This is a genomic window from Rhizobium sp. NLR10b (assembly GCF_019685435.1).
GTDB lineage: Bacteria > Pseudomonadota > Alphaproteobacteria > Rhizobiales > Rhizobiaceae > Rhizobium.
In genome coordinates this window covers 160,440-184,772 of sequence record NZ_JABDWV010000006.1, presented here as the reverse complement: position 1 = coordinate 184,772, position 24,333 = coordinate 160,440, and the positions used below count along the sequence as shown (strand labels likewise).

The 24,333-nt window shown below is 61.7% G+C and carries 15 protein-coding genes; 4 read left to right on the top strand and 11 right to left on the bottom strand.

Annotated elements, in window-relative coordinates:
- The first annotated feature begins 149 nt into the window (after positions 1-149).
- A complete protein-coding gene (locus HJB91_RS11735; RefSeq protein WP_221146182.1) occupies positions 150-830 on the top strand; it encodes an amino acid ABC transporter permease in 681 nt (226 codons plus the stop codon).
- A complete protein-coding gene (locus HJB91_RS11730) occupies positions 827-1,588 on the top strand; it encodes an amino acid ABC transporter ATP-binding protein (RefSeq protein WP_221154796.1) in 762 nt (253 codons plus the stop codon). The genes HJB91_RS11735 and HJB91_RS11730 overlap by 4 nt, the downstream gene beginning before the upstream one ends.
- A 154-nt stretch (positions 1,589-1,742) precedes the next feature.
- Here HJB91_RS11730 and HJB91_RS11725 read toward each other — a convergent pair whose 3' ends face one another.
- The 3 genes from HJB91_RS11725 to HJB91_RS11715 all read right to left on the bottom strand — a co-directional run bounded on the left by HJB91_RS11725 (position 1,743) and on the right by HJB91_RS11715 (position 6,896).
- A complete protein-coding gene (locus HJB91_RS11725; protein ID WP_210632684.1) occupies positions 1,743-2,315 on the bottom strand; it encodes an NADPH-dependent FMN reductase in 573 nt (190 codons plus the stop codon).
- A 188-nt stretch (positions 2,316-2,503) separates the two neighbouring features.
- Positions 2,504-5,968, bottom strand: coding sequence for a pyruvate carboxylase (gene pyc / locus HJB91_RS11720; protein ID WP_221146177.1), 3,465 nt, complete (start codon positions 5,966-5,968; stop codon positions 2,504-2,506).
- 172 nt (positions 5,969-6,140) lie between these two features.
- Positions 6,141-6,896: a LuxR family transcriptional regulator gene (locus tag HJB91_RS11715; RefSeq protein ID WP_221154795.1), complete on the bottom strand. Its 756-nt coding sequence runs from the start codon at positions 6,894-6,896 to the stop codon at positions 6,141-6,143.
- Between the two features lie 385 nt (positions 6,897-7,281).
- Here HJB91_RS11715 and HJB91_RS11710 point away from each other — a divergent pair, with 385 nt between their 5' ends.
- Positions 7,282-9,045 (top strand): glucan ABC transporter ATP-binding protein/ permease, encoded by a 1,764-nt coding sequence (locus HJB91_RS11710; RefSeq protein ID WP_210632681.1) that lies wholly within the window; start codon positions 7,282-7,284, stop codon positions 9,043-9,045.
- Positions 9,046-9,310: 265 nt separating this feature from the next.
- Entirely contained in the window at positions 9,311-9,664 is a 354-nt protein-coding gene (locus HJB91_RS11705) for a VOC family protein (RefSeq protein WP_221154794.1), read from the top strand.
- 125 nt (positions 9,665-9,789) lie between these two features.
- On the opposite strand, the gene HJB91_RS11700 is transcribed toward HJB91_RS11705, so the two are convergent.
- The 8 genes from HJB91_RS11700 to HJB91_RS11665 all read right to left on the bottom strand — a co-directional run bounded on the left by HJB91_RS11700 (position 9,790) and on the right by HJB91_RS11665 (position 24,321).
- Entirely contained in the window at positions 9,790-11,028 is a 1,239-nt protein-coding gene (locus HJB91_RS11700) for an OpgC family protein (RefSeq protein ID WP_221154792.1), read from the bottom strand.
- Between the two features lie 102 nt (positions 11,029-11,130).
- Complete coding sequence (locus HJB91_RS11695; protein WP_221154790.1) at positions 11,131-19,650, bottom strand: GH36-type glycosyl hydrolase domain-containing protein; 8,520 nt, start codon at positions 19,648-19,650, stop codon at positions 11,131-11,133.
- Between the two features lie 453 nt (positions 19,651-20,103).
- A complete protein-coding gene (locus tag HJB91_RS11690; protein WP_020922541.1) occupies positions 20,104-20,268 on the bottom strand; it encodes a hypothetical protein in 165 nt (54 codons plus the stop codon).
- A gap of 124 nt (positions 20,269-20,392) precedes the next feature.
- Complete coding sequence (locus HJB91_RS11685; RefSeq protein WP_210632676.1) at positions 20,393-20,584, bottom strand: hypothetical protein; 192 nt, start codon at positions 20,582-20,584, stop codon at positions 20,393-20,395.
- Between the two features lie 161 nt (positions 20,585-20,745).
- Complete coding sequence (locus HJB91_RS11680) at positions 20,746-21,495, bottom strand: ABC transporter ATP-binding protein (protein ID WP_210632675.1); 750 nt, start codon at positions 21,493-21,495, stop codon at positions 20,746-20,748.
- Entirely contained in the window at positions 21,492-22,325 is an 834-nt protein-coding gene (locus HJB91_RS11675; RefSeq protein WP_210632674.1) for an ABC transporter ATP-binding protein, read from the bottom strand. Before HJB91_RS11675 ends, HJB91_RS11680 begins: the two co-directional genes overlap by 4 nt.
- The gene (locus tag HJB91_RS11670; protein ID WP_184454662.1) at positions 22,322-23,257 is read right to left on the bottom strand and encodes an ABC transporter permease; all 936 of its coding nucleotides are present in this window, start codon (positions 23,255-23,257) and stop codon (positions 22,322-22,324) included. The genes HJB91_RS11675 and HJB91_RS11670 overlap by 4 nt, the downstream gene beginning before the upstream one ends.
- Complete coding sequence (locus HJB91_RS11665) at positions 23,254-24,321, bottom strand: ABC transporter permease (RefSeq protein ID WP_210632673.1); 1,068 nt, start codon at positions 24,319-24,321, stop codon at positions 23,254-23,256. Before HJB91_RS11665 ends, HJB91_RS11670 begins: the two co-directional genes overlap by 4 nt.
- Between the last annotated feature and the right edge of the window lie 12 nt (positions 24,322-24,333).

Sequence of the window (24,333 nt, the reverse complement as noted above, 5' to 3'; positions counted from 1 at the left end):
GCCTCACCTCAAAATAGAGGTCCCGACTTGCAGCTCGGTGATCATTTCATGCGGCGCGGGAGGCAGATTAAGTCCCTGCCCCTTGTGGGAAGGGGTTGGGGAGGGGTATTTCGAAGTATCACTGGTCAACCGACGAGAGGGAATATCCCTTGCCGCACTGGCTCCAACTGATGGCGGAATCGCTTCCCTCGCTCCTCTGGGCGGGATTGATCTTCACCATTCCGCTGACGCTGCTCTCCTTCGTCTTTGGTCTGATCCTCGGCCTGATCACGGCGATCGCCCGCCTTTTCGGCCCGACGCCCGTCGCGGCGCTTGCCCGTTTCTATGTTTGGGTCATTCGCGGCACGCCGCTGCTCGTCCAGCTCTTCGTGATCTTTTATGGGCTGCCGAGCATCGGCATCCTGCTCGACGCCTTTCCTGCCGCGCTGATCGGCTTTACCCTGAATATCGGCGCCTACAGCTCAGAGATCATCCGCGCGGTCATCTCCTCCGTGCCGAAGGGCCAGTGGGAAGCGGCCTATTCGATCGGCATGAGCTGGCGCCAGGCGATGAGCCGGACGATCCTGCCACAGGCCGGCCGCGTCGCCGTGCCGCCTCTGTCGAACACCTTCATCTCGCTGGTCAAGGATACCTCGCTTGCCGCCGCCATCACCGTGCCGGAGCTCTTCCAGGCGGCACAACGCATCGTCGCCACCACCTACGAGCCGCTGATCCTCTATATCGAGGCGGCGCTGATCTATCTCGCCCTGAGCTCCGTCCTCTCGCAGCTGCAGGTGCGGCTGGAACGTCGTTTCGCACGTTATGGCGGCATGCTGGAGGCAAACGCATGATCGAGCTTTCCAACATCGAGAAGCGCTTCGGCGATGCCGTCATTCTGAAGGATATCAGCCTCCGCATTCCCGAGGGCAGCGTCACCGCGCTCGTCGGGCCGTCCGGCGGTGGCAAGAGCACGCTACTGCGCTGCATCAACCTGCTCGAGATCCCGACATCAGGCGCGATCCGCCTCGGCGAGGAAGAGCTTTCCTTCGCGCCCGGCAAACGCTTGGGCCGGCAGGCGATCCAGAAAATCCGCCGTCAGACCGGCATGATCTTCCAGAATTTCCAGCTCTTTCCGCATCAGACCGCGATTGAAAACGTTATGGAAGGTCTGGTCACGGTGCTGAAGTGGCCGAAGGAGAAAGCGCGCGAACACGCCATGGAACTGCTGACCAAGGTCGGCATGGCGCACAAGACCGATGCCTGGCCTTCGACCTTATCGGGTGGCCAGCAGCAACGCGTGGCAATCGCCCGGGCCCTTGCGCCGTCGCCACGGGTGCTTCTCTGCGACGAGCCGACCTCGGCGCTCGATCCGGAACTCTCGGCGGAAGTGGTCGATGTGCTGGGCCAGCTTGCCCGCGAAGGCACGACGATGGTCATGGCCACCCACGATCTCCGGCTCGCCTCGAAAATCGCGAATGACGTCGTCTTCCTGGAGGCCGGGAGCGTGGTGGAAACGGGCAGCGCGAAAGCCATTTTCAGCGCGCCCAAGCGCGAACGCACCAAGCGCTTCATATCGACGATCAACGCTGCCCACACATATGACATCTAGTGCAATTCCGTTTCTCTTCGAATCAAGGAATTGCTCTATCTCTATGTTTTCACGCAATTCCGAATGCAAAACCGCTGCACACTTTTGCTGGAATTGCTCTTGTCTCACGTGAATCGTGATTCACGTGAGACGCTTTGATTTTAAGCCACCTGCCTCAGGCTGAGGTGACGACCGAACGCGCCGCCTTCAACGCATTGCCCCACCAGATGAGCTGATCGAGCTGGTTCTTCGCCGCCTCGTTGAGGTGCGGGTAATCGCCAAGGCTCTTGCCTTCCTTGAGCACGCTCAGATATTCGCTGAAAGCGATGTGCACGCCCGTTTTCACCGAGGCAGCGCCCATTTCCACGAAGATCAGCCTCAGATGCTCGACGGCCCGCGCACCGCCGACGCCGCCGTAGCCGACGAAGGCGACCGGCTTCTGGAGGAACTCGCCGAGATCGATAGCGTTCTTCAGAACCGCCGTCGGTGCATGATTGTACTCGGCGACGGTGAATATGTAGCCGTCGAATTCGCGCAGCTTCTTCTTCCAGCGCTCGGCGGTGTCGCTTTCCACCGTGGTGGCGCGCTCTTCGCCAAAGAAATGCATGGGATAGTCGAGAAGATCGAGAACCTCGACTTCGAGATCGGAGCGTTGGCCGACGAGCTCGGCGATCCATTTTGCCGGATGTTCGGCGAAACGGCCAATACGAGTGCTGCCGACGATGACGGCGATCTTCAATTTGCTCATGAAATTGTTTCCTGATTGATTTTGGGAGGGGCAGGCACGCAAGTCTACGAAAAAGCCTCCCCGCCGGGCAAGGCGAGGAGGCCGCTAGCCTTTCAAAAAGATCGACCTTTTAACAGACTAGCTGTACACAATCGGGTGATCAGCCCGGCCTGGCAGGGATTGGCGGACGAAACTTTCGTGTCGGTCGCTCATCCGCCGTAAACCACCAGCAGATCCTTCGCATCGATCTGGTCGCCGGCCTTGACCAGCACTTCGGCAATGGTGCCGTCCTTTTCCGCGTGGATCGCGGTTTCCATCTTCATCGCTTCGATGGAGACGAGCACGTCACCGGCACTGACGGCCTGGCCCGGCGAGGCGAAGACGCGGCTGATGACGCCAGGCATCGGTGCGCCGACATGGGCGGCGTTGCCGATCTCGGCCTTGCGGCGCACGGCCGCCCCGGTCGCCCCATGGGCCCGGTCGGGCACCTTGATGCGGCGCGGCTGGCCGTTGAGCTCGAAGAAGACGGTGACCATGCCCTGGCTGTCGGTTGCGCTCATCGCCTGGTTGACGATGACGAGCGTCTTGCCCTTCTCGATGTCGGCGAACAGCTCCTCGCCGTCCGCCAACCCGTAGAAATAGGCTGGCGTCGGCAGCACGGAGACCGGACCGTAGGTATCCGAGGCAAGCGCAAAATCGGTGAAGACCTTCGGATACATCAGATAGGAAGCGAATTCGAAGTCGCTGACCTCGCGCTCCAGCTTCTTTTCGATGACCTTGCGTTCCGCATCGAGATCGGCTTCCTTGAGCAGTGAGCCCGGCCGCACCGTATAGGGTTTTTCGCCCTTCAATGCCTTCTTCTGCAGCGCTTCCGGCCATCCCGACGGCGGCTGGCCGAGATCACCCTTCAGCATCGACACCACCGATTCGGGGAACGAGACTTCGCGGTCGGGGCTGACGACATCGGCGACGGTCAGGTCCTGGGAGACCATCATCAGCGCCATGTCGCCAACGACCTTGGAGGACGGCGTCACCTTGACGATGTCGCCGAACATCTGGTTGGCGTCGGCATAGGCCTGCGCCACCTGATGCCAGCGGGTTTCCAGCCCCAGCGAGCGGGCCTGCTCCTTGAGGTTGGTGAACTGGCCACCCGGCATTTCATGGAGATAGACCTCCGATGCCGGCCCCTTGAGATCGCTTTCGAAGGCGGCATACTGGTTGCGCACCGCTTCCCAATAGAAGGAGATGCGGCGGATCCATTCGGGATCGAGGCCGGGATCGCGCTCGGAGCCGGAGAGCGCCTCGACGATCGAGCCGAGACAGGGCTGCGAGGTATTGCCGGAGAGCGCATCCATTGCCGCATCGACGGCATCGACCCCGGCTTCGACCGCGGCAAGGACGGTCGCCGCCGCAATGCCCGAAGTGTCATGCGTGTGGAAGTGGATCGGCAGACCGGTCGCCTCGCGCAGCGCCTTGAACAGAACCTTCGCCGCCGCAGGCTTCAACAGGCCCGCCATGTCCTTGAGCGCGATGATGTGAGCCCCGGCCTTTTCGAGCTCGACGGCAAGATCGGTATAGTACTTCAAGTCGTACTTCGGCCGCGCCGAGTTCAGGATGTCGCCGGTATAGCAGATCGCCGCCTCGCAGAGCTTGTTCTCTTCGGCAACCGCATCCATCGATACCCGCATATTCTCGACCCAATTCAGGCAGTCGAAGACGCGGAAGAGATCGATACCGCCCTTGGCAGCCTGGCGGACGAAGTATTTGACGACATTGTCGGGATAGTTGGTGTAGCCGACACCATTGGCGCCGCGCAGCAGCATCTGCAGGAGCAGGTTGGGGGCGCCTTCGCGGATCAGCGCCAGGCGCTCCCACGGATCTTCCGTGAGGAATCGCATCGAGACGTCGAAGGTGGCGCCGCCCCAGCATTCGAGCGAGAGCAGGTTCGGCAGCGCATGTGCATAAGTGCCGGCGATGCGGGCGATGTCATAGGTGCGCATGCGCGTGGCAAGCAGCGACTGGTGGCCGTCGCGCATCGTCGTGTCGGTCAGAAGCACCCGCTTCTCGTTGCGCATCCACTCGCCGAATTTCTTCGGACCAAGCGTGTCGAGAAGCTGCTTCGTGCCGTCCTTCACGCCGTTGCCATTGGCATAGGGCACCACCGGCCGGGCGGCATTTTCCAGCGGCTTCGGCCTGTCCTTGGCCTCGGGATGGCCGTTGACGGTCACGTCGGCGAGATAGGTCAGGAGTTTCGTTGCGCGGTCCTGGCGCTTGACCTGCTGGAAGAGCTCCGGCGTCGTGTCGATGAAGCGGGTGGTGTAGCTGTTGTCGCGGAATTTCGGGTGGCCGATGATCGCTTCGAGGAAGGTCAGGTTGGTGGCCACGCCTCGGATGCGGAATTCGCGCAGCGCCCGATCCATGCGGGAAATGGCTTCCAGCGGGTTCGGCGCCCAGGCCGTGACCTTGACGAGCAGCGGATCGTAATAGCGGGTGATGATGGCGCCGGAATAGGAGGTGCCGCCGTCGAGGCGAATGCCGAAGCCGGAGGCCGAGCGATAGGCGGTGATGCGGCCGTAATCCGGAATGAAGTTATGTTCCGGATCTTCCGTCGTCACGCGGCACTGCAGGGCGTGACCGTTGAGACGGATGTCTTCCTGCTTCGGCACGCCGGATTGCGGCGTGCCGATCGCAAAGCCGTCGAGGATGTGGATCTGCGCCTTGACGATATCGATGCCGGTGACGACTTCGGTCACTGTATGCTCGACCTGGATGCGCGGATTGACTTCGATGAAGTAGAATTTGCCGGTATCGGCGTCCATCAGATATTCGACGGTGCCGGCGCCGATATAGTTCGTCGCCTCTGCGATCTTCAGCGAATAGGCGGCGAGTTCCTGGCGCTGCGCTTCGGTGAGATAGGGTGCGGGCGCGCGCTCGACGACCTTCTGATTGCGGCGCTGAACGGAACAGTCGCGCTCGAAGAGATGCACGACATTGCCGTGGGTGTCGCCGAGGATCTGGCTTTCGACGTGGCGGGCGCGCTCGACGAGCTTTTCCAGATAGACCTCATCCTTGCCGAAGGCGGCCATCGCTTCGCGCTTGGCTTCCGTCACTTCCTTGGCAAGATCGGCCTCGGAACGGATGACGCGCATGCCGCGACCGCCGCCGCCCCAGGAGGCCTTCAGCATGACGGGATAACCGATCTCGGCCGCCATCCTGGCGACTTCCTTCATATCGTCCGGCAGCGGTGCGGTCGCCGGCACGACCGGCACGCCGACGGAGATCGCCAGGTTGCGCGCTGCGACCTTGTTGCCGAGCTGGCGCATCGTATCGGCCTTCGGGCCGATGAAGATGATGCCGGCCTTGTTGCAGGCATCGACGAATTCCGGGCTTTCCGACAAGAGGCCGTAGCCCGGATGAATAGCATCGGCGCCCGAAAGCTTGGCGACGCGGATCACCTCGTCGATCGACAGATAACTTTCGATCGGTCCGAGATCGCGGGCCAGATGCGGACCGCGGCCGACCTGATAGCTCTCGTCCGCCTTGAAGCGGTGCAGTGCCAGCTTGTCCTCCTCCGCCCAGATCGCCACCGTTTTTATTCCAAGCTCGTTGGCCGCGCGGAACACGCGAATGGCTATTTCGGAGCGGTTGGCAACGAGTATCTTGGATATGGGCAAAACGGTCTCCTCCGTCGTTCAGACACGGGCATGCTGCACCCGCGAAGAAAATTCTTAACTTCTTGTCACGGGAAGTTCAATTTCTCTTGCGACTGCGAAACGCACTTTCTCGCCATGCCAGAGCTGTCGGCCCGCAGTAGGCGGCGATTTCAGCGAGATGGATGGAAAAAGCCTAGCTTATCAGACCGTGACGGAAGGCGAGCGCCACTGCCTGCTGCCTGTTCTTTGCCCTCAGCTTATCCTGCAGACCGTTCATGTACCAGTCGACCGTATGGTTTGAGATCTTCAGCATTTTGCTGATCTCCATCGAGGTCATGCCTTCGGCAAGATAGTGGAGGATTTCCATCTCGCGGCGCGTCAGCGGCGTCTCGGTCGGCAGCACCGTTTCCAGCGCCGCGGCCTCGCCTGAGAGGTCGAGCAATCGCCAGAAGCTCTTGCGCGCCACGGCCTCGAGCAGCGCGATTTCCACCGGCGACAAGTCGATCGGCTTGCCGCCGAGGCTGAGGCTGCCGAGAATGCCGTTGCGCCCATGAATCGGAAAGAGATAGCCGTCCTCCAATCCGTGACCGAAGGCATCGACCATCATCTGCTCCATGCGGCGCTGATGCGCATCACCGTCGAAGGCGGCCACGCTCTCCCGCCAGCGGAAAGGCCGTTGCGCATGCACGAGATAACGCACCATCGGATCGATCCGGACATATTTTTTTGCGGCATATATCTGTAGCCATTGTTCCGGCCAGCGGCCGGCAAGCGGCGCGGCGCGCAGTTCGATATTCCGCTGCGCCGGGTTTTGCTGCAAATGTCGCAGCAGACCGTAATACTCGAAACCGCAACCGTGGAGGACCTGCTCGAGTTCGGTGACGACGGCGTCCTGATTTGGGCACTCTTCCAGAATGACAAGCAATTGAATTAAAGAATTAATATTCACAAATAGCGCCCTTTGCCCGGACCTGAACCGCATCGAGGCCGTTGGCGGCTGTTCAGATTGGTCGCGTAACGGTCTTCTTCAAAAAAATGCAGTCTCTAATTTAATGCTGCGCTAAACATTGATTAAAATGCAAGCGCAAATTGTCGGGAGATATAATCATGGTGGAATTCCGGCGCCAGATCCCGCTGCCGAAAAATCTGAGGAGCCCGGAATACCCCTCTGTTCTGTCCTATTGAGGCAGCTTCAAATTCGTCGCAGCTTCGATCGTGTGATCAAGTTAACCACCCGGCGGGCTGAATCCCGAATACTCCGTTAATCGCCGGTTCAGGTAGCCTTTTGTAGCATCCCATCATTCCCGTTTTCGCAGATGCACAAGAGGTTAGACGTGTCGCTATTCAAGGTCTATGCAAGAGCTCTGCGCTATCTTGGCGCCTACAAGCTCCGCGTATCCCTGGTCGTTATTGCCAACATTGTTCTGGCGACCATCACCATTGCGGAACCGATCCTGTTCGGTCGCATCATCGATGCGATATCGGGGAAGGGCGAAGTCAAACCCATCCTCTTCATGTGGGCTGGTTTCGCCGTGTTCAATACCGTCGCCTTCGTTCTAGTCTCACGCGAGGCCGACCGGCTTGCCCATGGCCGGCGGGCGACGCTGCTGACGGAAGCCTTCGGCCGCATTATTTCCATGCCGCTTGCCTGGCACCATCAGCGCGGCACCTCCAACGCGCTGCATACACTGCTGCGTGCCTGCGAGACGCTGTTTGGCCTCTGGCTGGAATTCATGCGCAACCACCTATCGACGGTCATTGCGCTGTCCCTGCTGGTGCCGACGGCAATGTCGATGGATTTGCGCCTTTCCGCCGTGCTGATCGTGCTTGGCATCGCCTATTGGCTGATCGGCCGCGTGGTCATGAGCCGCACCAAGGATGGCCAGGCTTCGGTCGAAAACCACTACCATACCGTCTTCTCGCATGTCAGCGATTCGATCAGCAACGTCTCCGTTCTGCATAGCTACAACCGTATCGAAGCGGAAACCAAGGCGTTGAAATCCTTCGCCGACCGGCTGCTCGAAGCGCAGTATCCGGTGCTCGACTGGTGGGCGCTCGCCAGCGCGCTGAACCGCATGGCTTCGACCATCGCGATGATGGTGGTTCTGATCATCGGCACGATGCTCGTCCAGTCCGGCGAGTTGCGCATCGGTGATGTCATTGCCTTCATCGGCTTTGCCAACCTGCTGATCGCCCGTCTCGACCTGATGCGCCAATTCGCGACGCAGATCTTCGAGGCCCGCTCCAAGCTCGAGGACTTCTACACGCTCGAAGACTCGGTGCGCGACCGTGAAGAGCCGGCCGGCAATAGCGAGATCAAGAACGTCAAGGGTGCGGTCGAATTCCGCGACGTCTCCTTCGGCTTCGGCAACAGCTCGCAGGGCCTGCACAACGTCTCCTTCTCGGTAAAGGCAGGCCAGACGGTCGCCATCGTCGGCCCGACCGGCGCCGGCAAGACGACGCTGGTCAACCTGCTGCAGCGCGTCTACGACCCGCAGGGCGGCCAGATTCTCGTCGACGGCACCGATATCACCAAGGTGACCCGGAAGTCACTGCGTCGCCATATCGCTACCGTCTTCCAGGATGCGGGCCTGCTGAATCGTTCGATCAGCGACAATATCCGCCTCGGCCGCGAAGGTGCGAGCGAGGAGGACATGCGCCGTGCGGCCGAAGCCGCCGCCGCCGCCGATTTCATCGAGACCCGTGAGGATCGTTACGACACCCATGTCGGCGAGCGTGGCAACAAGCTTTCCGGTGGTGAACGTCAGCGCATCGCGATTGCCCGCGCCATCCTCAAGGATGCGCCGATCCTGGTGCTCGATGAGGCGACCTCGGCGCTCGACGTCGAGACCGAAGCCCGCGTCAAGGCCGCGATCGACAATCTGCGGCAGAACCGCACCACCTTCATCATCGCCCACCGCCTCTCGACGGTCCGCGAAGCGGATATGGTGCTCTTCCTTGACGATGGCCGCGTCGCCGAACAGGGCAGCTTCGACGAGCTCAGCCACAGCAACGGCCGCTTCGCCGCCCTGCTGCGCGCCAGCGGCATCCTGACGGACGAAGAAGTCCGCAAGGCGCACACTACCGAAGCCGCCTGAGCGCTTCCGAGTCAAAGGATAAGGCCGGAAGGGCAGACGCTCTTCCGGCCTTTTGTTTTTCTTGGGTAGCTTTCTGGGATAGCAGACACCCGCGTGGCCCCCTTTGTCCCGGCGGCCATCTCCCTGCCAAGCGAGATCGAGACGGAGGTCTCGGCCGTGCAGAGGAGGTCGGCACAAGGCACGACATGTCTGGCGGCCGGGCTGATTGATCGCATCGCCGATCCCCTCTAAGCTGTTGTCGCTAGCCGATACTCAGGAGAGCGGCATGAAAGTCCTTCGCATCGTCGCCAATATCCAGGCGCCCGACATCATGGCCGCCAAACGCTTCTATCAGGATATTCTCGGCCTTGATCGGATGATGGATCTCGGCTGGATCGTCACGTTCGGCGCGAATACTTCCATGAAAGTTCAGCTCAGTGTCGCCAGCCAAGGCGGCTCCGGGACTCCGGTGCCCGATCTCTCCATCGAGGTGGATGATCTCGATGCTGCTTTCGAGGCGATGTCTGCCGCCGGCGTTCCGATCGAATACGGTCCGGCCGACGAGCCCTGGGGCGTCAGGCGCTTCTACGTGCGCGATCCTTTCGACCGGCTGGTGAATATTCTAGTTCACAAAAGTTGAGCCGGCGGCATTACAGCGCCGCGCGTCTTTTCAACGCGCGAAAGGCGCTGCAATGCCGTGGTGCTTTTCGATGCCGATTTTGGGCCCCCGCTAAGCCCGCCGCTCTTCAATCAGATGGGGGATTCCTATTTCCGATTGGTCCGGTGATAGGTATTCGCCGCTCCGCCAACTCGCACAGGCACAGGGACCGCGGCAATCTCCGTCACGAGCTTGCCCTTGATCTTGCCCAGCTGGCGCTTGTGCTCGAGGTAGTGGGCATAGGCGAATTGCGTCGCGATGCCCACGATCACGAAGAGCGGGCCGACCAGCGGATCCTTGTTGGTGATATAGAGCACGACCTGGCCGATCATGGCGAGGATCGTGCCGGCGACGAAGATGTTCAGCGAATGCCGGCCGAGGATCGTCAGCGGGTGTTCGGCTGGGCGCCGCAGGATGCGCGAGAACGCCGGGATGCTGATGATGAGATAGGTCAGCGCCAGCACATGCAGCAGCCGCGGCAGCGACAGGAAGGTCTTGTCGAAACCGGTGACGACGGTGGGCAGGCCGAGCGCCGCCAGCGAATTGCCGAAAATCCACAGATGGCCGGTTACCCAGATGAAGGACAGCAGGACATAGCCGGCGGCAGCCGCAAGCAGCAGCGGATGCCGCGGGATCGTGCCGCCGCGCTTGATATGCAGGATCGAAACAATTCCAATCGAAAACAGGAACTGCCAGGAGAGCGGATTGAGGAACCAGTAGCCCTCTATCAGCAAATTATGCGGCGCCACCTCGTAAATGCCGGCCAGCAGCCAGACCGTGCCGGAAACGGCGAGCGCCAGAAGCGGGCTTCGCTCGTTGAGGAGCAGGATGATCGGCACCATCAGCAACAATGCGCCATACATCGGCAGGATATTGTTGTAGCCGATTTGGTGACCGAGCAGCAGAAGCGCCGGGATGCCTTCCTTCAGGTTCATCAGAACCGCCAGGATGTTGATCTCGACCAGCAGCCCCGGCCGGTGGAACAGCCAGGCACCACAGATGAAGAGCGCCAGCGTCATGAAGGTGGTGATCATATGCGCGAGGTAGAGCGTGAAGGCGCGCCGCGCCGCCTTGATCGCCGTCTTGATGCGGTCGCCCGGCTTGAAGCGGGAACCATAGGCGAGGCCGACGGCGATGCCGGAGATCAGGACGAAGGCCTCGGCGGCATCGGAGAAACCGAAATTCTTCGTCGTCACATATTCGAAGATCTGTCCGGGAACATGATTGATGAAAATCATGATCAGGGCGAGGCCACGCAGCACGTCAAGCCTTGTATCGCGCGTCGTCGCAGCTGCGGATGAGGAACTGCGCTCGGTGCCGATGGCTTCGGTCGGCGTGCTTGCCATATGGGTTTCTCCTGTTATCCGATTTTGCAAACGCGACGGCGGCCAAAAGGGTTCCCTTTTGGCCGCCGCGAATCGCCGTGTTCCTCAGCGTGGAGAACGCTGTTATCCGAGCGGATATCCCTCTTCGGGATCGGTGACTTCGCTGCCGTTGATCGACAGAGTGTAGCCGCTGGCATTGGACACTTTTGAGACCGAAATGCGGTATTTGACGCCGCCCCGCTCCACCTCCGCCGCAAAACCGTCCCATTCCGACGGGAGCGACGGACGCACATGGAGCCGGCCGTCCTTCAACCGGATACCGAGAATGCCCTCAACGGCGGCGCGGTAGAGCCAGCCGGCCGATCCGGTATACCAGGTCCAGCCGCCGCGCGACGTATAAGGCTCATGCCCATAGACGTCGGCTGCCACGACATAGGGTTCGACCCGGTATTGTTCGGCCGAAGCCTTGTCGAGCGCATGCGTGATCGGATTGAGGATCTGGAAGCAGCGCAGCGCGTCGTCGCCCCGCTTCAGCTCCGCGAGCGCCATCACCACCCAGGTCGCGGCATGGGTATATTGCCCGCCGTTTTCGCGCACGCCCGGCGGATAGGCCTTGATGTAACCGGGATCCCTGGCGGAATTGACGAAAGGCGGCGTGAACAGCCGGATGATGCGCGCCTCCTCATCGACCAGTTGGTCGAGCACGGCTTCCATTGCCTTTCCTGCACGGGCCAGGTCGCCTTCGCCGGACAGAACGCTCCAGGATTGGGCGATCGAGTCGATCCGGCATTCCGGGCTCTCCTTGGAGCCGAGCAGCGCACCGTCGTCGAATGTGCCGCGGCGATAGTAGCTGCCGTCCCAGGCCGCAGTTTCGAGCGCCTTCTTCAATTCGGCGAGATGGGCCGACCAGCGCTCCACCCGGGCCGTATCGCCGCGCTCCTCGGCATAGGGAATGAAGGCGCGCAGTGCACCGGCCAGGAACCAGCCGAGCCAGACACTGGTGCCGCGCCCGCCGATGCCGACGCGATTCATGCCGTCGTTCCAGTCGCCGCCGAGGAACAGCGGCAGACCGTTCGCGCCCTTGCGGGCGATGGCGAGATCGAGCGCCAGGGCCGCATGTTCGTAGACGCTCGCCTTGTCCTCGGAAATTTCCGGCTTGTAGAAGGAGTCGTGCTGACCTTCGAGAAGAGCGGGTCCTTCCAGAAAGGCAAGCTCCTCGTCGAGCACGGTCTTGTCGCCGGTGACGGTGCAATAATGGTGGATCGCGTAGCTCAGCCAGACGACGTCGTCCGAAATCAAGGTGCGAACGCCCGCACCCGTTCCCGGCAGCCACCAATGCTGAACATCACCTTCGCGGAACTGCCGTGAGGCGGCATTCAGAATCTGACGCCGGGCGATCGAGGGTTCGTGCATCAGGAAGGCCAGCGTATCTTGCAACTGGTCGCGGAAACCGAAGGCGCCGCTTGCCTGGTAGAAGGCGGTGCGGGCCATGATGCGGCAGCCGAGGCTCTGATACGGCAGCCAGGTGTTGACGAGATTGTTCATCCCGCGATCCGGCGTCGAGATCTGCAGCCTGCCGGTGAAATCTCGCCAGAAGGCGCGGTTTGCCTCGACCGCATCGTCGAACGAAGACTTGCTTATATCGGCGATCAGGGCGCGCGCTTCTTCTTCCGTCGGCGTATCGCCGAGGATGAAGGTGACGTCGCGCTCCTCGCCGGCCCCGAGTTCGATATCGATCGCCAGAGCCGCAGCCGGATCGCCATCCAGTTCGGTGACGCCCGAAAGCGGGGCTGCGGAGGTGACGGCCTGAGGCATCTGGATCGTGCCAGCCTTGCCGATAAATTCGCGCCGGCTTGCCGAGAAGCTTGAAAGCGTCTCGCTCGCCGCGAAGAAGGCGGTTCGGTTGGAAAAATCGATGCTGTAGGGATTGGTGGCAAACAGCGCCCCCGTCTCCTCGTCATGCTTCGACAGGATGAAGGGTGCGGTGCGTCCGGGATTGCTGCCGAGAACCCATTCGACGTAGCCATAGAGACGCAGCTTACGGCCGGTCGAACCGGTGTTGCGCAGGCGCAGGCGCTGCAGTTTCACCGGCTTCTCGCGGTCGATCGTCTGTGTCAGCTCGAGCGCGATCTCGTGCTGAACGGTGGAGAAGACCGAATAGCCGAGCCCGTGGCGGGCTTCGAAGCGGATATCCGGCCGGCGCGAAAGCGCTGCGAACGGAGTCATGACGGCGCCGCTTTCGAGATCGGCGAGATAGAAGGCCTCGCCCGATCGGTTGACCACCGCATCGTTCGACCAGGACGTCAGCTGATAATCGCGCGAATTGACGCTCCAGGTGAAACCTGCGCCTTCGGCCGACACGTGGAAACCGAACCTGTCGTTGGAGATGACGTTGATCCAGGGCTGGGGCGTCGCATGACCTCCGGGCAAGCGAACGACATATTCGCGGCCATCGCGGGCAAAGCCGCCAAATCCGTTCCAGAAGTCGAGGTCGCCTTCCTCCTCGATGGCAACGGCCGGCATCACGGGCGGCGGCACCGGTGCGATGCGCTTGACCGGCGCCCTGTTGCGCTCGGCGCGCTCCATCTCCTGCAGTTCGTCCTTCGACGGTGCAAACAGGGCGACGGCGCGGTTGATCTGGTCGACCACCTTGCCGTTCTTCGCATGCAGGGTGACGCGGGAAGCCGCGATCAATGCCTTGTAAGTGTTCTCCTCCATCAGGTCCTTGCGAACCGCGAAAATATGCTGGCGCAAGCCGTCGGCCTGGCCCATGCGGCGTACGTTCTCGCACATGGCGTCGAGCGCGTGTTGCATGTCCTGCGCATAGGAAGAGGCGCGTTCGTTCATGATGACGAGATCGGCGGTGACGCCGCGCGAGCGCAGATATTCCTGCGCCAGCAGTGCCTCGCGGGCGATATCGAGATCCATGTCGTCGTTGACACGCAGCGTGAAGATCGGAAAGTCGCCGGAGATCGCCAGCGGCCAGAGCGCCGATTGCGATTGCAGGCCGGCCTCGACCGTCGCCTCATCCTTGCGCAGCTGCATGTCGGGATAGACGAGGTAGCGCCCGAGATGCTGGAAGGCGGCCGCCTGCTGCGAGGTGACGCCGACATGGCGCATCTGCACTTGCGTGCGCGTCCAGGCCTGGACGAGCTCGTGGTTGAAGGCGTCGGGATGACGGTAGCGATTGACCGCCTTGTCGACCTCGTCGCGGCTTGGCGCGGCGATCGTCCAGAAGAAGACGCTGACCTTCTTGCCGGCCGGCACCCGCACGGTGCGGCGCAGCGACATCACCGCATCGAGCGTGAAACCGTCGCTGCCGGAAAGTGTGGCGCCCGGATCGAAGGCCGCCGCATCGGCGAGGCTGCGGCCGCGACCGATGAACTTGCGCCGGTCGGTTTCGAATTCGGTGTGACGGGTGTCGCCGGCATTGTCGACGATCAGATGTGCGAGGCTGATATTCGGCTCGTTCGGATCACGCTTGTTGCGTTCGGCGCGGATGACGTCGCCGCGCTTGCCGATCTCGGTCTTGACGAACATGCGGGCGAATGCCGGATGTGCGTTGTCGGTATCATCAGAGGTGATCACCGGTTCGAGATAGGACGTGACTTCGATGAAACGATCTTCCCCACCCATGTTGAGCAGGGTGACGCGACGGGCTTCAGCATCGTGCTCGGTCGCGATGATGCACTCCACCTCGCTCGTCAGATCGCCGACCGTCTTGGTGAACTGTGCCTTCTCGTCGGCGAATTCGACCTTGATCTTTTCGCCCTCGACACCCTTCGGCTCCGCTGTCGCCGACCACCATTCGTTGGTGGCGGTGTCGCGCAGGAAGATGAAGGTGCCCCAGCGGTCTTCGGTGGGATCGGCCTTCCAGCGGGAAACGGAAAGACCATTCCAGCGGGAATAACCGGCGCCCGTCGCCGTCAGCATCATGGAATAATGGCCGTTCGACAGAAACACGAGTTCGCGGTCGCGCGAAAGGGGATCGCTGATCTTCCGGATTTCCGGCCGCATGAGATCGTCCTGGATGCTGGCCGGCGTATCGGATTCATGCTTGCCGCTCATGACGGGAATGTCGCGCGGCGCCTTTTCCTGCAGCAGAAGCTCCGCCGCCTCGATCACCGGATCGGAGTGGAAGAGTTCGCGCAGATGGCCGTTGAAGGCGACGTTGGCGACGGCCGCGATCGACATGCCGTGATGGTGGGCATAATAATTGTAGACCACCGCGCATTTCTTGCCTTCCGGCACGCGCGTCGGCGTGAAATCGACCGCGTCGTGGAAGCCGAACTTGCCGAGCGCGCCGACCTTGCGCAGTCTCTGCAGGTTTTCGAGTGCGCCGGGCGGGTCGTACTGGCTGGCCAGCAGCGAAGCATAGGGGGCGATGACGGCATTGTGGCCGAGGCCTCGCTTGAGGCCGAGCGTCGGCACGCCGAAATTCGTGTACTGGTAATTGAGGTTATGGTCGCGGGCATTGAAGGCCGCTTCCGAAATGCCCCACGGGATGCCGAGCTTGCGGGCATAATTCATCTGCTCGACGACAACCAGATTGTTCGTCTGGTTGAGAATACCCCCGCCACGCTCCTGCATGACGAGCGGCGGCATCAGATATTCGAACATCGATCCGGACCAGGAGACCAGCGCGCCGCGTGATCCCACAGGCACGACCTGGCGGCCGAGACGGTACCAGTGTTCCGTCGGCAGATCGCCCTTGGCGATGCCGAAGAGGCTGGTCAGGCGGCATTCCGAGGCGAGAAGGTCATAGCAGGCCTGGTCGAGCTCGCCGCTTTCGACGCGATAGCCGATCGACAGCAGGCGTCGCTCCGGCCGGAATAGGAAGCCGAAATCCATTGAAAAGGCGAGATCGCGGGCCTTGTCGCGTAGCGCCACCAGGCGCGGCCTGAGCGCATCGACTTTGGAAAGGTCGAAGGTGCTGTCCGATATATGCGCCTCGCAGACCTTCACCAGCGATGCCGCCCATTGGGTGACTTCCTCGCTCTGCTTCGACTTGACCTCATGATCGAGATTGGCGGCGAGCTTCTCTATGTCGCGTGCGAGAACGGCAAGGTTGATGATGCGGATCGAGGCGAATTCGTGCTCGCGCTTGACGGCGGCAAGCGCATTCTGGAAGCCGACGATGCGTTCTTCCAGGCGTCGGCGCAGCGGGCGCACGGTCTTGCGGTCGTCCGGCAGGTCCGCCAGCACTTCGCCGAGGATGCCGGCCGTGTCGCCGACGCCGTCGAGATTGCCCTGCATGTGGGCCGATGGCGCCTCGGCCCAGTTGCGGCAGGCCGAAGAAATGGCGATCAGATGGCCGGCGAGATTGCCGCTGTCGACGGCAGAGACGTAACGCGGCCCGAGCGTCTGCAGCGTATCGGTGTGATACCAGTTGAACAGATGGCCGCGGAATTTCTCCATTTTGTCGATCGTAGCGATCGTCTGCTCCAGCCGTTCGAGCGTCTCCTCGAAAGAGAACCAGCCGAAATGCCGGCCGGAAACGACGGAGAGCAGGTAGACGCCAATATTGGTCGGCGAGGTGCGCGCCGCGACGATGACGTGCGGCGTTTCCTGGATATTGTCCGGCGGCAGATAATTCTGCTCGGGGGTGGTGAAGGTCTCGAAATAACGCCAGGTGCGCCTGGCGATCTTGCGCAGTTCGCTCGACACGGAATCGGCGACGTCGAGCCGATCCTCGGTCTCGGCCGACTGGCTGACATACCAGGCGACGACAGGCGAAAGGATCCATAAGAGCGCGAAGGGGATCCCGACGAGGAAGGCGTTGTCGCCGGGGAGCGCCGCAAATCCGAGCGCCAGCAGCGCCAGTACCGGCGCATGCCACATTTGCTTGTAATAAGAGGCGAGGGTGCCCTGCCCGCCGGCCTGGACGCTGGCGGCGGTCCGCCACTGCAGCATCAGCTTGCGGCTGACGAGCAGCCGGTAGAGCGAACGGCCGATCGCATCCGCCATCATCGCCGCCGAATCGGCGATGAAGACGATCCGCAATGCGACCTGCGCATTGGCGGCGGTGATATCCGACCAGACCGTATAGAGATGGGCGCGTGCGACGATATCGCTGGTGCGCGGGATGATGCCGTTGATGAGCGAAAGCGTCGGCGCCACGAACAGGCAGAAGATCAAGAGAATCTGCCAGACGAGCGCGCCGAGCGGACCCATGAAATACCAGCCGAGAACGGAGGCGAAGAACCAGGCGATCGGCGTCAGCGAACGGCGCAGATTGTCGAACATCTTCCAGCGGCCGAGGGCCGTAACGCCGTATTTCGGATTGAACATATAGGGCAGGAGCTGCCAGTCGCCGCGCGCCCAGCGATGCTGGCGCGAGGTCTCCACCTCGTAGCGGATCGGGAAATCCTCGACCAATTCAAGATCGGTGACGAGCGCACAGCGCGCCATCGAGCCTTCGAGAAGGTCGTGGCTGAGCACCGAGTTCTCCTCGATCCGGCCCTTCAGCGAGGCTTCGAAAGCATCGACATGATAGAGACCCTTGCCGGTGAACGTGCCTTCGCCGGCAAGATCCTGATAGACGTCCGACACGGTGAAGACATAGGGGTCGAGACCGCGATTGATCGAGAAGACACGCTGGAAGACCGAGGCATCCTTGCCCGTCGTCAGCGACGGCGTGACACGCGGCTGCAGCACGCCGTAGCCGCTCTCGACGCGGCCGGTCTTCGGATTGATGACCGGGCGGTTGATCGGGTGATAGAGCTTGCCGACGAGCTTGGTGACGGCATCGCGCATCAGGCGCGTGTCGGCATCGAGCGTCATGACATATTGCACATTGGCCGGCACGGCGTTGGCGCCGGGCAGATAGGTCGTGTCCCGGTCGCCGCGCAGCAGCATGTTCAGCTCGTGCAGCTTGCCGCGCTTGCGCTCCCAGCCCATCCATACGCCTTCCGAGGGATTGTAGAGGCGACGGCGATGCAGCAGGTAGAAACGGGTTTTGCCGTCGTAGGCATAGCGGGCGGAAAGATTGGCGATCTCGCGTCTTGCGTAATCGAGAACCTCAAGATCGGCAGGCGTCTCCTCGACATCGCTGTCGGGCCAATCGCTGAGCATCGCGAAATAGATCTCTCCACGCGGATTGGCGAGATAATGAACCTCGAGATTGCGCACCTGATCGTCGACGCTGTCGCGGTTCGAGATCAGGCAGGGCACGACGAGCAGCGTGCGCGCATCCTCCGGAATGCCTTCCTTGAACTCGTAGCCGACGAGGCGGGCAGGCGTCACGAAGAAGGACAGCAGGGTATTAAAGAGACCGGTTGCGCCCTCCGAGGCCGGCAATGAGAACATGATCAGCAGGATTGCGATCTCGATTGCGCCCATCCCGGCACTTGCCATGAACCTGCCGACGATCGCCATGGCGATGATCGTCAGCAGCATGACGGGCAGCGCGATCGACAGCCAGTTGAACCGGCGCACGGCGCGCACGAAGTGCTGGGTGATCGTCGGGCGATAATTCGCCCGCGCCTCGAGCTTCGGCCGTTGCGCCCCTGACAGGAAGCCGCCGACATTCGGCTCATGCGGCCGCGGCTCGTCGGAGGCCTTGGCGGCCTCGGTCATGTCGAGCGCCAGCTGGGCGATTTGCATTTCGGTCAGCGGCGAGCGCTTGGCCAGTTTCTCGATCTGCTTGCGGTATTTGTTGCGCGAGCCGGAATCGAGGATGCCGTAATCCGAATGCTCCCAGAGCAGCTTGTCGACATGGCTGACCTGCTCGACCCAGACCGACCATTCGGTATCGTCGATCTCGCGCAGGCTGCGGATGATGTTGCCCATCGTCACGTTGCCGGAAGACAGACGGCTGTGTTCGGCGGTCGTCGCCTCTTCGGTATTGCGACCGAGCTCTTCCAGGCGTTCATCGAGCCAGGTGATTGCCAGGCTCGACGTTTGCGAGCCGTCACGCAGGCGATAGAGGAACTGCGTCGAGAAGGTATTGTCTTCGGCAAGCGGTTCCAGCGTTTTCAGATAGGCGGCAGCCTTGACCGGATCGGTCAGGCGCACCAATTCGTCGGCCGCCTCGTTGGCGCGGCGGCGCAGGCGGCGGCTCGCTTCGACACGGCTCGAAATGCGTCGAAGGTTTTCCACCAGCACATAGCGCACCAGCGAGGGCAGGGCCCAGAGTTCACCGATCCTCAGCGTCTCGCTGGTCTGGAAGCCGTCGACCAGCGCCGTCAGGCTTTCCTGCGAGATCGTGCTGTGGGTATGGGCGACGTAGAGCCAGGCAAGCACCAGCGTGCGCGGAATGTCGACGCCGCCGACACGCATGGTCGGCAGTTCGCGGTAGAAGCGGCGGGGAAAGTCGCGCCGTACCTCCTGGATCGCCTCTTCGACGATGTAGTGATTGTCCAGCAGCCATTCCGCCGCCGGCGTGATCGTCTCTCCGGCCTCGACGTCGGTTGCCGTGGTGCGGTAGACGCGCAGGATTTCCTTCTCGTTTTCCTTGTGGCGCGCGAAGAAATCAAAGGCGGCGAAAGCCGGCAGCTTGTCGACGCCGTTGACGGCGACCGCTTCGCCCATCGCCTTGATGTCCTCGATGGATAGATAGGTCGAGCGGATCGAATCATTGTGATCGATCTGCTTCGTATCGGAGTCGCGTGGAAGGCTCGGAGAAAGATTGGCAATAGACATGGGTTCGGTTCTGGATCCAAACAAAGTTATGGCTGTTTTGCTCAGCCTTTTGCACTGCTTATCATGACTGCTACATGAACGGGGCCCGATTCTTCGAAGATCGATGAAGCCGGGGTGAATGACGTCTGGGCCAAGCGATGTAACCGGGCGTAGCCTTGGTCCAGCGCGAAGGTCGATCAATACCCTCTCCGCAAAACCATGGCGAAAAGTTGGACATTCTCGCGATAATTCAAGTCAAGAATCGTGAGCCGAACGAGCCCGCGGGCTTGCGGCGCAAGGCTGAGCGCCGAGCATGTCGCCACCTTGAGGACTGGCAGGAGCTTTTCGATAAGAGGAAGGTTCGCCAGATCATCGTCTGGCCGCGCTTTGTTCGGGCTTGCCGCGAGCGCGGAACGCGCCGCATGGATGGGCGCACGCAGCCCCGGCATCGTGCCGAGGCCTATCATCCGCCGACTATCCGAGGACGCCGCAGACCATTGCCACCACGAACAGGAATGCCGCGGTGAAGATCGTCCCATGGAGCACCGTCTGAAGCCTGTGGCGCGTCGCGTGCGGCTTCTTGGTGGCTACCGAACCATAGTGGTTTACGTGAGTATGCGAAATACCCAGCTCTGCCATGTGTCGCCTCCGTTGTTCTCGTGCGGCCGGTTGTGCGGCTCGCTGTTATATTTCTTATTCCCTATCAGGTAGGTAGAGATAAATTTCCGTCCAGAGCGAGCGGAAGAGAAAATTCAACCGCTCTTCAGCAGAGCGTGCGCCATGCCCAGATCAAGGAGCGCTCGATGGCGTTCTCGTTCTGCTGCAGATCGGAGGTCTCTGTCCCGATCAGGCGCCGGTCCTGTTCCGCCGGCATGGAGACCGTGGTCTGTTCCTTGCGATCGGCTCTCACCGGAGGATCGAGGTAGCCCATGGTCATCCCACCGAGAAAGAACATGCTTCGACCTCCATGATCACGAAAGCTAACAATCGTTAACAGGATCATGACAGAAGCCGGGCTGCTGTCAATAGTCTAGTCGAATGGTCGTCTTTTAAGGGAACCTTATCCTTAACGCCGCCACCAGCCTTTTCTTTTCAATGGCTTGAAATGATTGCCCTTCAGGCTTTGACGAAGCCCCTGCTCGCGATCATCAAATTTTTCGTGTAATCCTCCTGGACCGAGCCCCGCGCCAGCTCTTCCGAGCTCAATCGTTCGACGACGGCGCCGTTGCGCATCACCGCGAGCCTTTCGCACATATGGGTGATGACGCCGAGGTCATGGCTCACCATGACGAAGGTGAGCTTGCGGTCGCGGCGGATCTGTTCGAGCAGGTTCAGTACCTCCGCCTGCACCGAGGCGTCGAGCGCCGACGTCGGCTCGTCGAGCAGCAGGATCGACGGTTGCACGATCAGCGCTCTGGCGATCGCCACACGCTGTCGCTGACCGCCGGAAAGCTGATGCGGATAGCGGAATCGGAAACCATTGCCGAGGCCGACTTCGTCGAGCGCGCGGGCAATGCGCTTGTCGCTGTCGGTAACGGCGTGGATCGCAAGCGGTTCGAGCAGCAGCCGGTCGATCGTCTGGCGCGGATGCAGCGAGCCGTAGGGATCCTGAAAGACCATCTGCACGCGCCGATAGAAGGCCTTGCTGCGCTTTGAACCTTTCAGCTCTTCGCCGTCGATGTGGATCGCGCCGCCGCTGATCGGCGCGAGTCCGGCAACGGCGCGCAGTAAGGTCGATTTTCCCGACCCGGATTCACCGACGAGGCCGAAGGATTCACCGCGTTCGACGCTGATGCTGACATCCTTCAGCGCATGAAAATCGTCGTAGACGACACTGAGATTGTCGACATGGAGGGCTGCGCTCATACCGCCCACTCCGGCTTGCGGTCGAGCACCGGCAGCGGATGGCGGTTCGCGCCGATCTCCGGCATGCAGTTCAGCAGCCCCCTGGTATAGGGATGCTGCGCATGTTTGAGATCGGCGGCCGCGAGCTCTTCGACGATCTTGCCGGCATACATGACGATGACCCGGTCGCAGAAGGAAGACACCAGTCTCAGATCATGGGAGACGAAGATCAGCCCCATGCCGCGCTCGGAGACCAGTCTGTCCATGATCCGGAGCACATCGAGCTGCACCGTCACGTCGAGCGCCGAAGTCGGCTCATCGGCAATCAGCAGTTCGGGTCCGGCGATCAGCATCATGGCGATCATGGCGCGCTGTCCCATGCCGCCCGAAACCTCGTGTGGGTGCAGGTCGAAGACGCGTTGAGGATCGCGGATCTGCACCGCTTCAAGCATGGCGAGCGCCCGTTCGCGCGCCTCCGCCTTGCCGATCTTCTCATGAGTGCGGAGCGTTTCGCAGATCTGCCGTCCGATCGTCATGACAGGGTCGAGCGAATATTTCGGATCCTGCAGGATCATGGCGATGCGCTTGCCGCGCAACCTGCGCCTTTCGCTGGCGGATGCCTTGAGGAGATCGATGCCGCTGAAATCGAGCCTGTCGGCTGTGACGATGCCGTGTTTCGGCGTCAGCCCCATGATCGCCCGGCCGGTCTGCGACTTGCCGGAGCCGGATTCGCCGACGATGCCGAGCCTTTCCCTGCCGAGCGTGAAGGAGACGCCGCGCACCGCTTCGATCAGGCTGGTGCGGGTGGGATAACTGACCTTGAGCCTGTCGACCGTCAGAAGCGTCGTCATTGGCCGCTCTCCTTCGGATCGAGCGCGTCGCGCAGGCCGTCGCCCAAGAGGTTGAAGCCGAGGCTGACAATGAGGATGGCGATGCCGGGCATGGCCGCGACCCACCACTGATCCAGAATGAAGCGCCGGCCAGAGGCGATCATCGCGCCCCATTCCGGCAGCGGCGGCTGTGCGCCGAGACCCAGAAAACCAAGACCGGCCGCCGTCAGAATGATGCCGGCCATATCGAGGGTCACGCGCACGATCAGCGAGGAAATGCAGAGCGGCATGACATGACGCACGATGATGCGGAACGGCGAGGCGCCCATCAGCTTCACTGCCGAGATATAGTCGGAACGCCGGACCGTCAGCGTCTCGGCCCGAGCGATGCGAGCATAAGGGGGCCAGGAGGTGATGGCGATGGCGATGACCGCGTTCTGGATGCCCGGGCCGAGAGCGGCGACGAAGGCGAGCGCCAATACCAGTTTCGGAAAGGCAAGAAAGATATCGGTGATGCGCATCAGCGTCGCATCCACCCAGCCGCCGGCATAGCCCGAGACCGTGCCGACGATCAGCCCGATCGGCGCGGAGATGATGGCGACGAGCGCGACGACGAACAAAGTCAATCGCGATCCATAGATCAGCCGTGAATAGATGTCGCGGCCCTGATCGTCTGTGCCGAGCAGATAGCCGGCCGTTCCCGGCGGCAGCAGGCGGGCATTGCGGAGATCGCCGACGACGGGGTTGTGTGTGGCGAGCAAATCCGCGAAAGCGGCGACGAGGAGCAGGGCGATGATGATCAGCAGGCCGACGACGGCGAGCCTGTTGGCCGTGAACTGCCGCCAGGTGACGTAAGCGCGGCCGAGACGGGCCTGCCTGCGCGATTGCGGCCGGTCGGAAAGCAACCATTCGCGGCGGCTCATCGCAGGAGAGGGGCTGGCAGGAGCCGTCATCGGTTTCGCGTCCTCGGATCGAGTGTCCGGTAGAGAAGATCGGACAGAAGATTGATGCCGATGAAGATCGTCCCGATGACGATCGTGCCGCCAAGGACGGCGTTCATATCGGCGTTCTGCAGCGAATTGGTGATGTAGAGCCCGATGCCCGGCCAGGAAAAGACGGTCTCGGTCAGCACCGATCCTTCGAGCAGGCCGGCATAGGAAAGCGCGATGACGGTGACGAGCGGCACGGCGGCGTTGCGCAGCGCATGGCCCCAGATCACCCGTGGTTCCGAAAGCCCCTTTGCGCGCGCAGCAACGATATATTCCTGCGAAAGCTCGTTCAGCATGAAGCTGCGGGTCATGCGGCTGATATAGGCGAGCGAGAAATAGCCGAGCAGCGAAGCGGGCAGGATGATGTGGCGGAAGACGTCATAGAAGACGTCCCATTGCCCCTGCCAGGCGCTGTCCAGAAGATAGAAGCCGGTGATCGGCGCGAACGTATATTCGAAGACGATGTCGATGCGGCCGGGGAAGGCCACCCAACGCAGCTGGGCATAGAAGATGACGAGCGAGATCAGCGCCAGCCAGAAAATCGGCACGGAGTAGCCGACGAGGCCGATGACGCGCACGACCTGGTCGGCGATGCTGCCGCGGCGCACGGCAGCGAGAACACCGAGCGGCACGCCGACGCAGGCGCCGATCAGCGTTCCCAACGTCGCGAGCTCGATCGTCGCCGGCATGACGCGGCGGATGTCGACCATGACAGGATTGGTCGTCAGCACCGAATTGCCGAAATCGCCGGACAGGATGCCTTTGATGTAGATGTAGAACTGCTGATAGAGCGGCAGGTTGAAACCCATCTCCTGGCGCACCCGCTCGACGACATGGGTGGGAGCGCGGTCGCCGAGGATGGCGAGCACGGGATCGATCGGCACGACGCGGCCGATGAAGAAGGTGACGGCCAGTAGGCCGAGATAGGTGGTGACGGCGGCGAACAGGAACCGTCCCAAAGCCTTGGCGAAGGCCCCGGCACGGCCCTTTCGGGGCCGCGCCTCTCGTGTGGTTTCGATGGTGCTCACGCCGCAATCCCG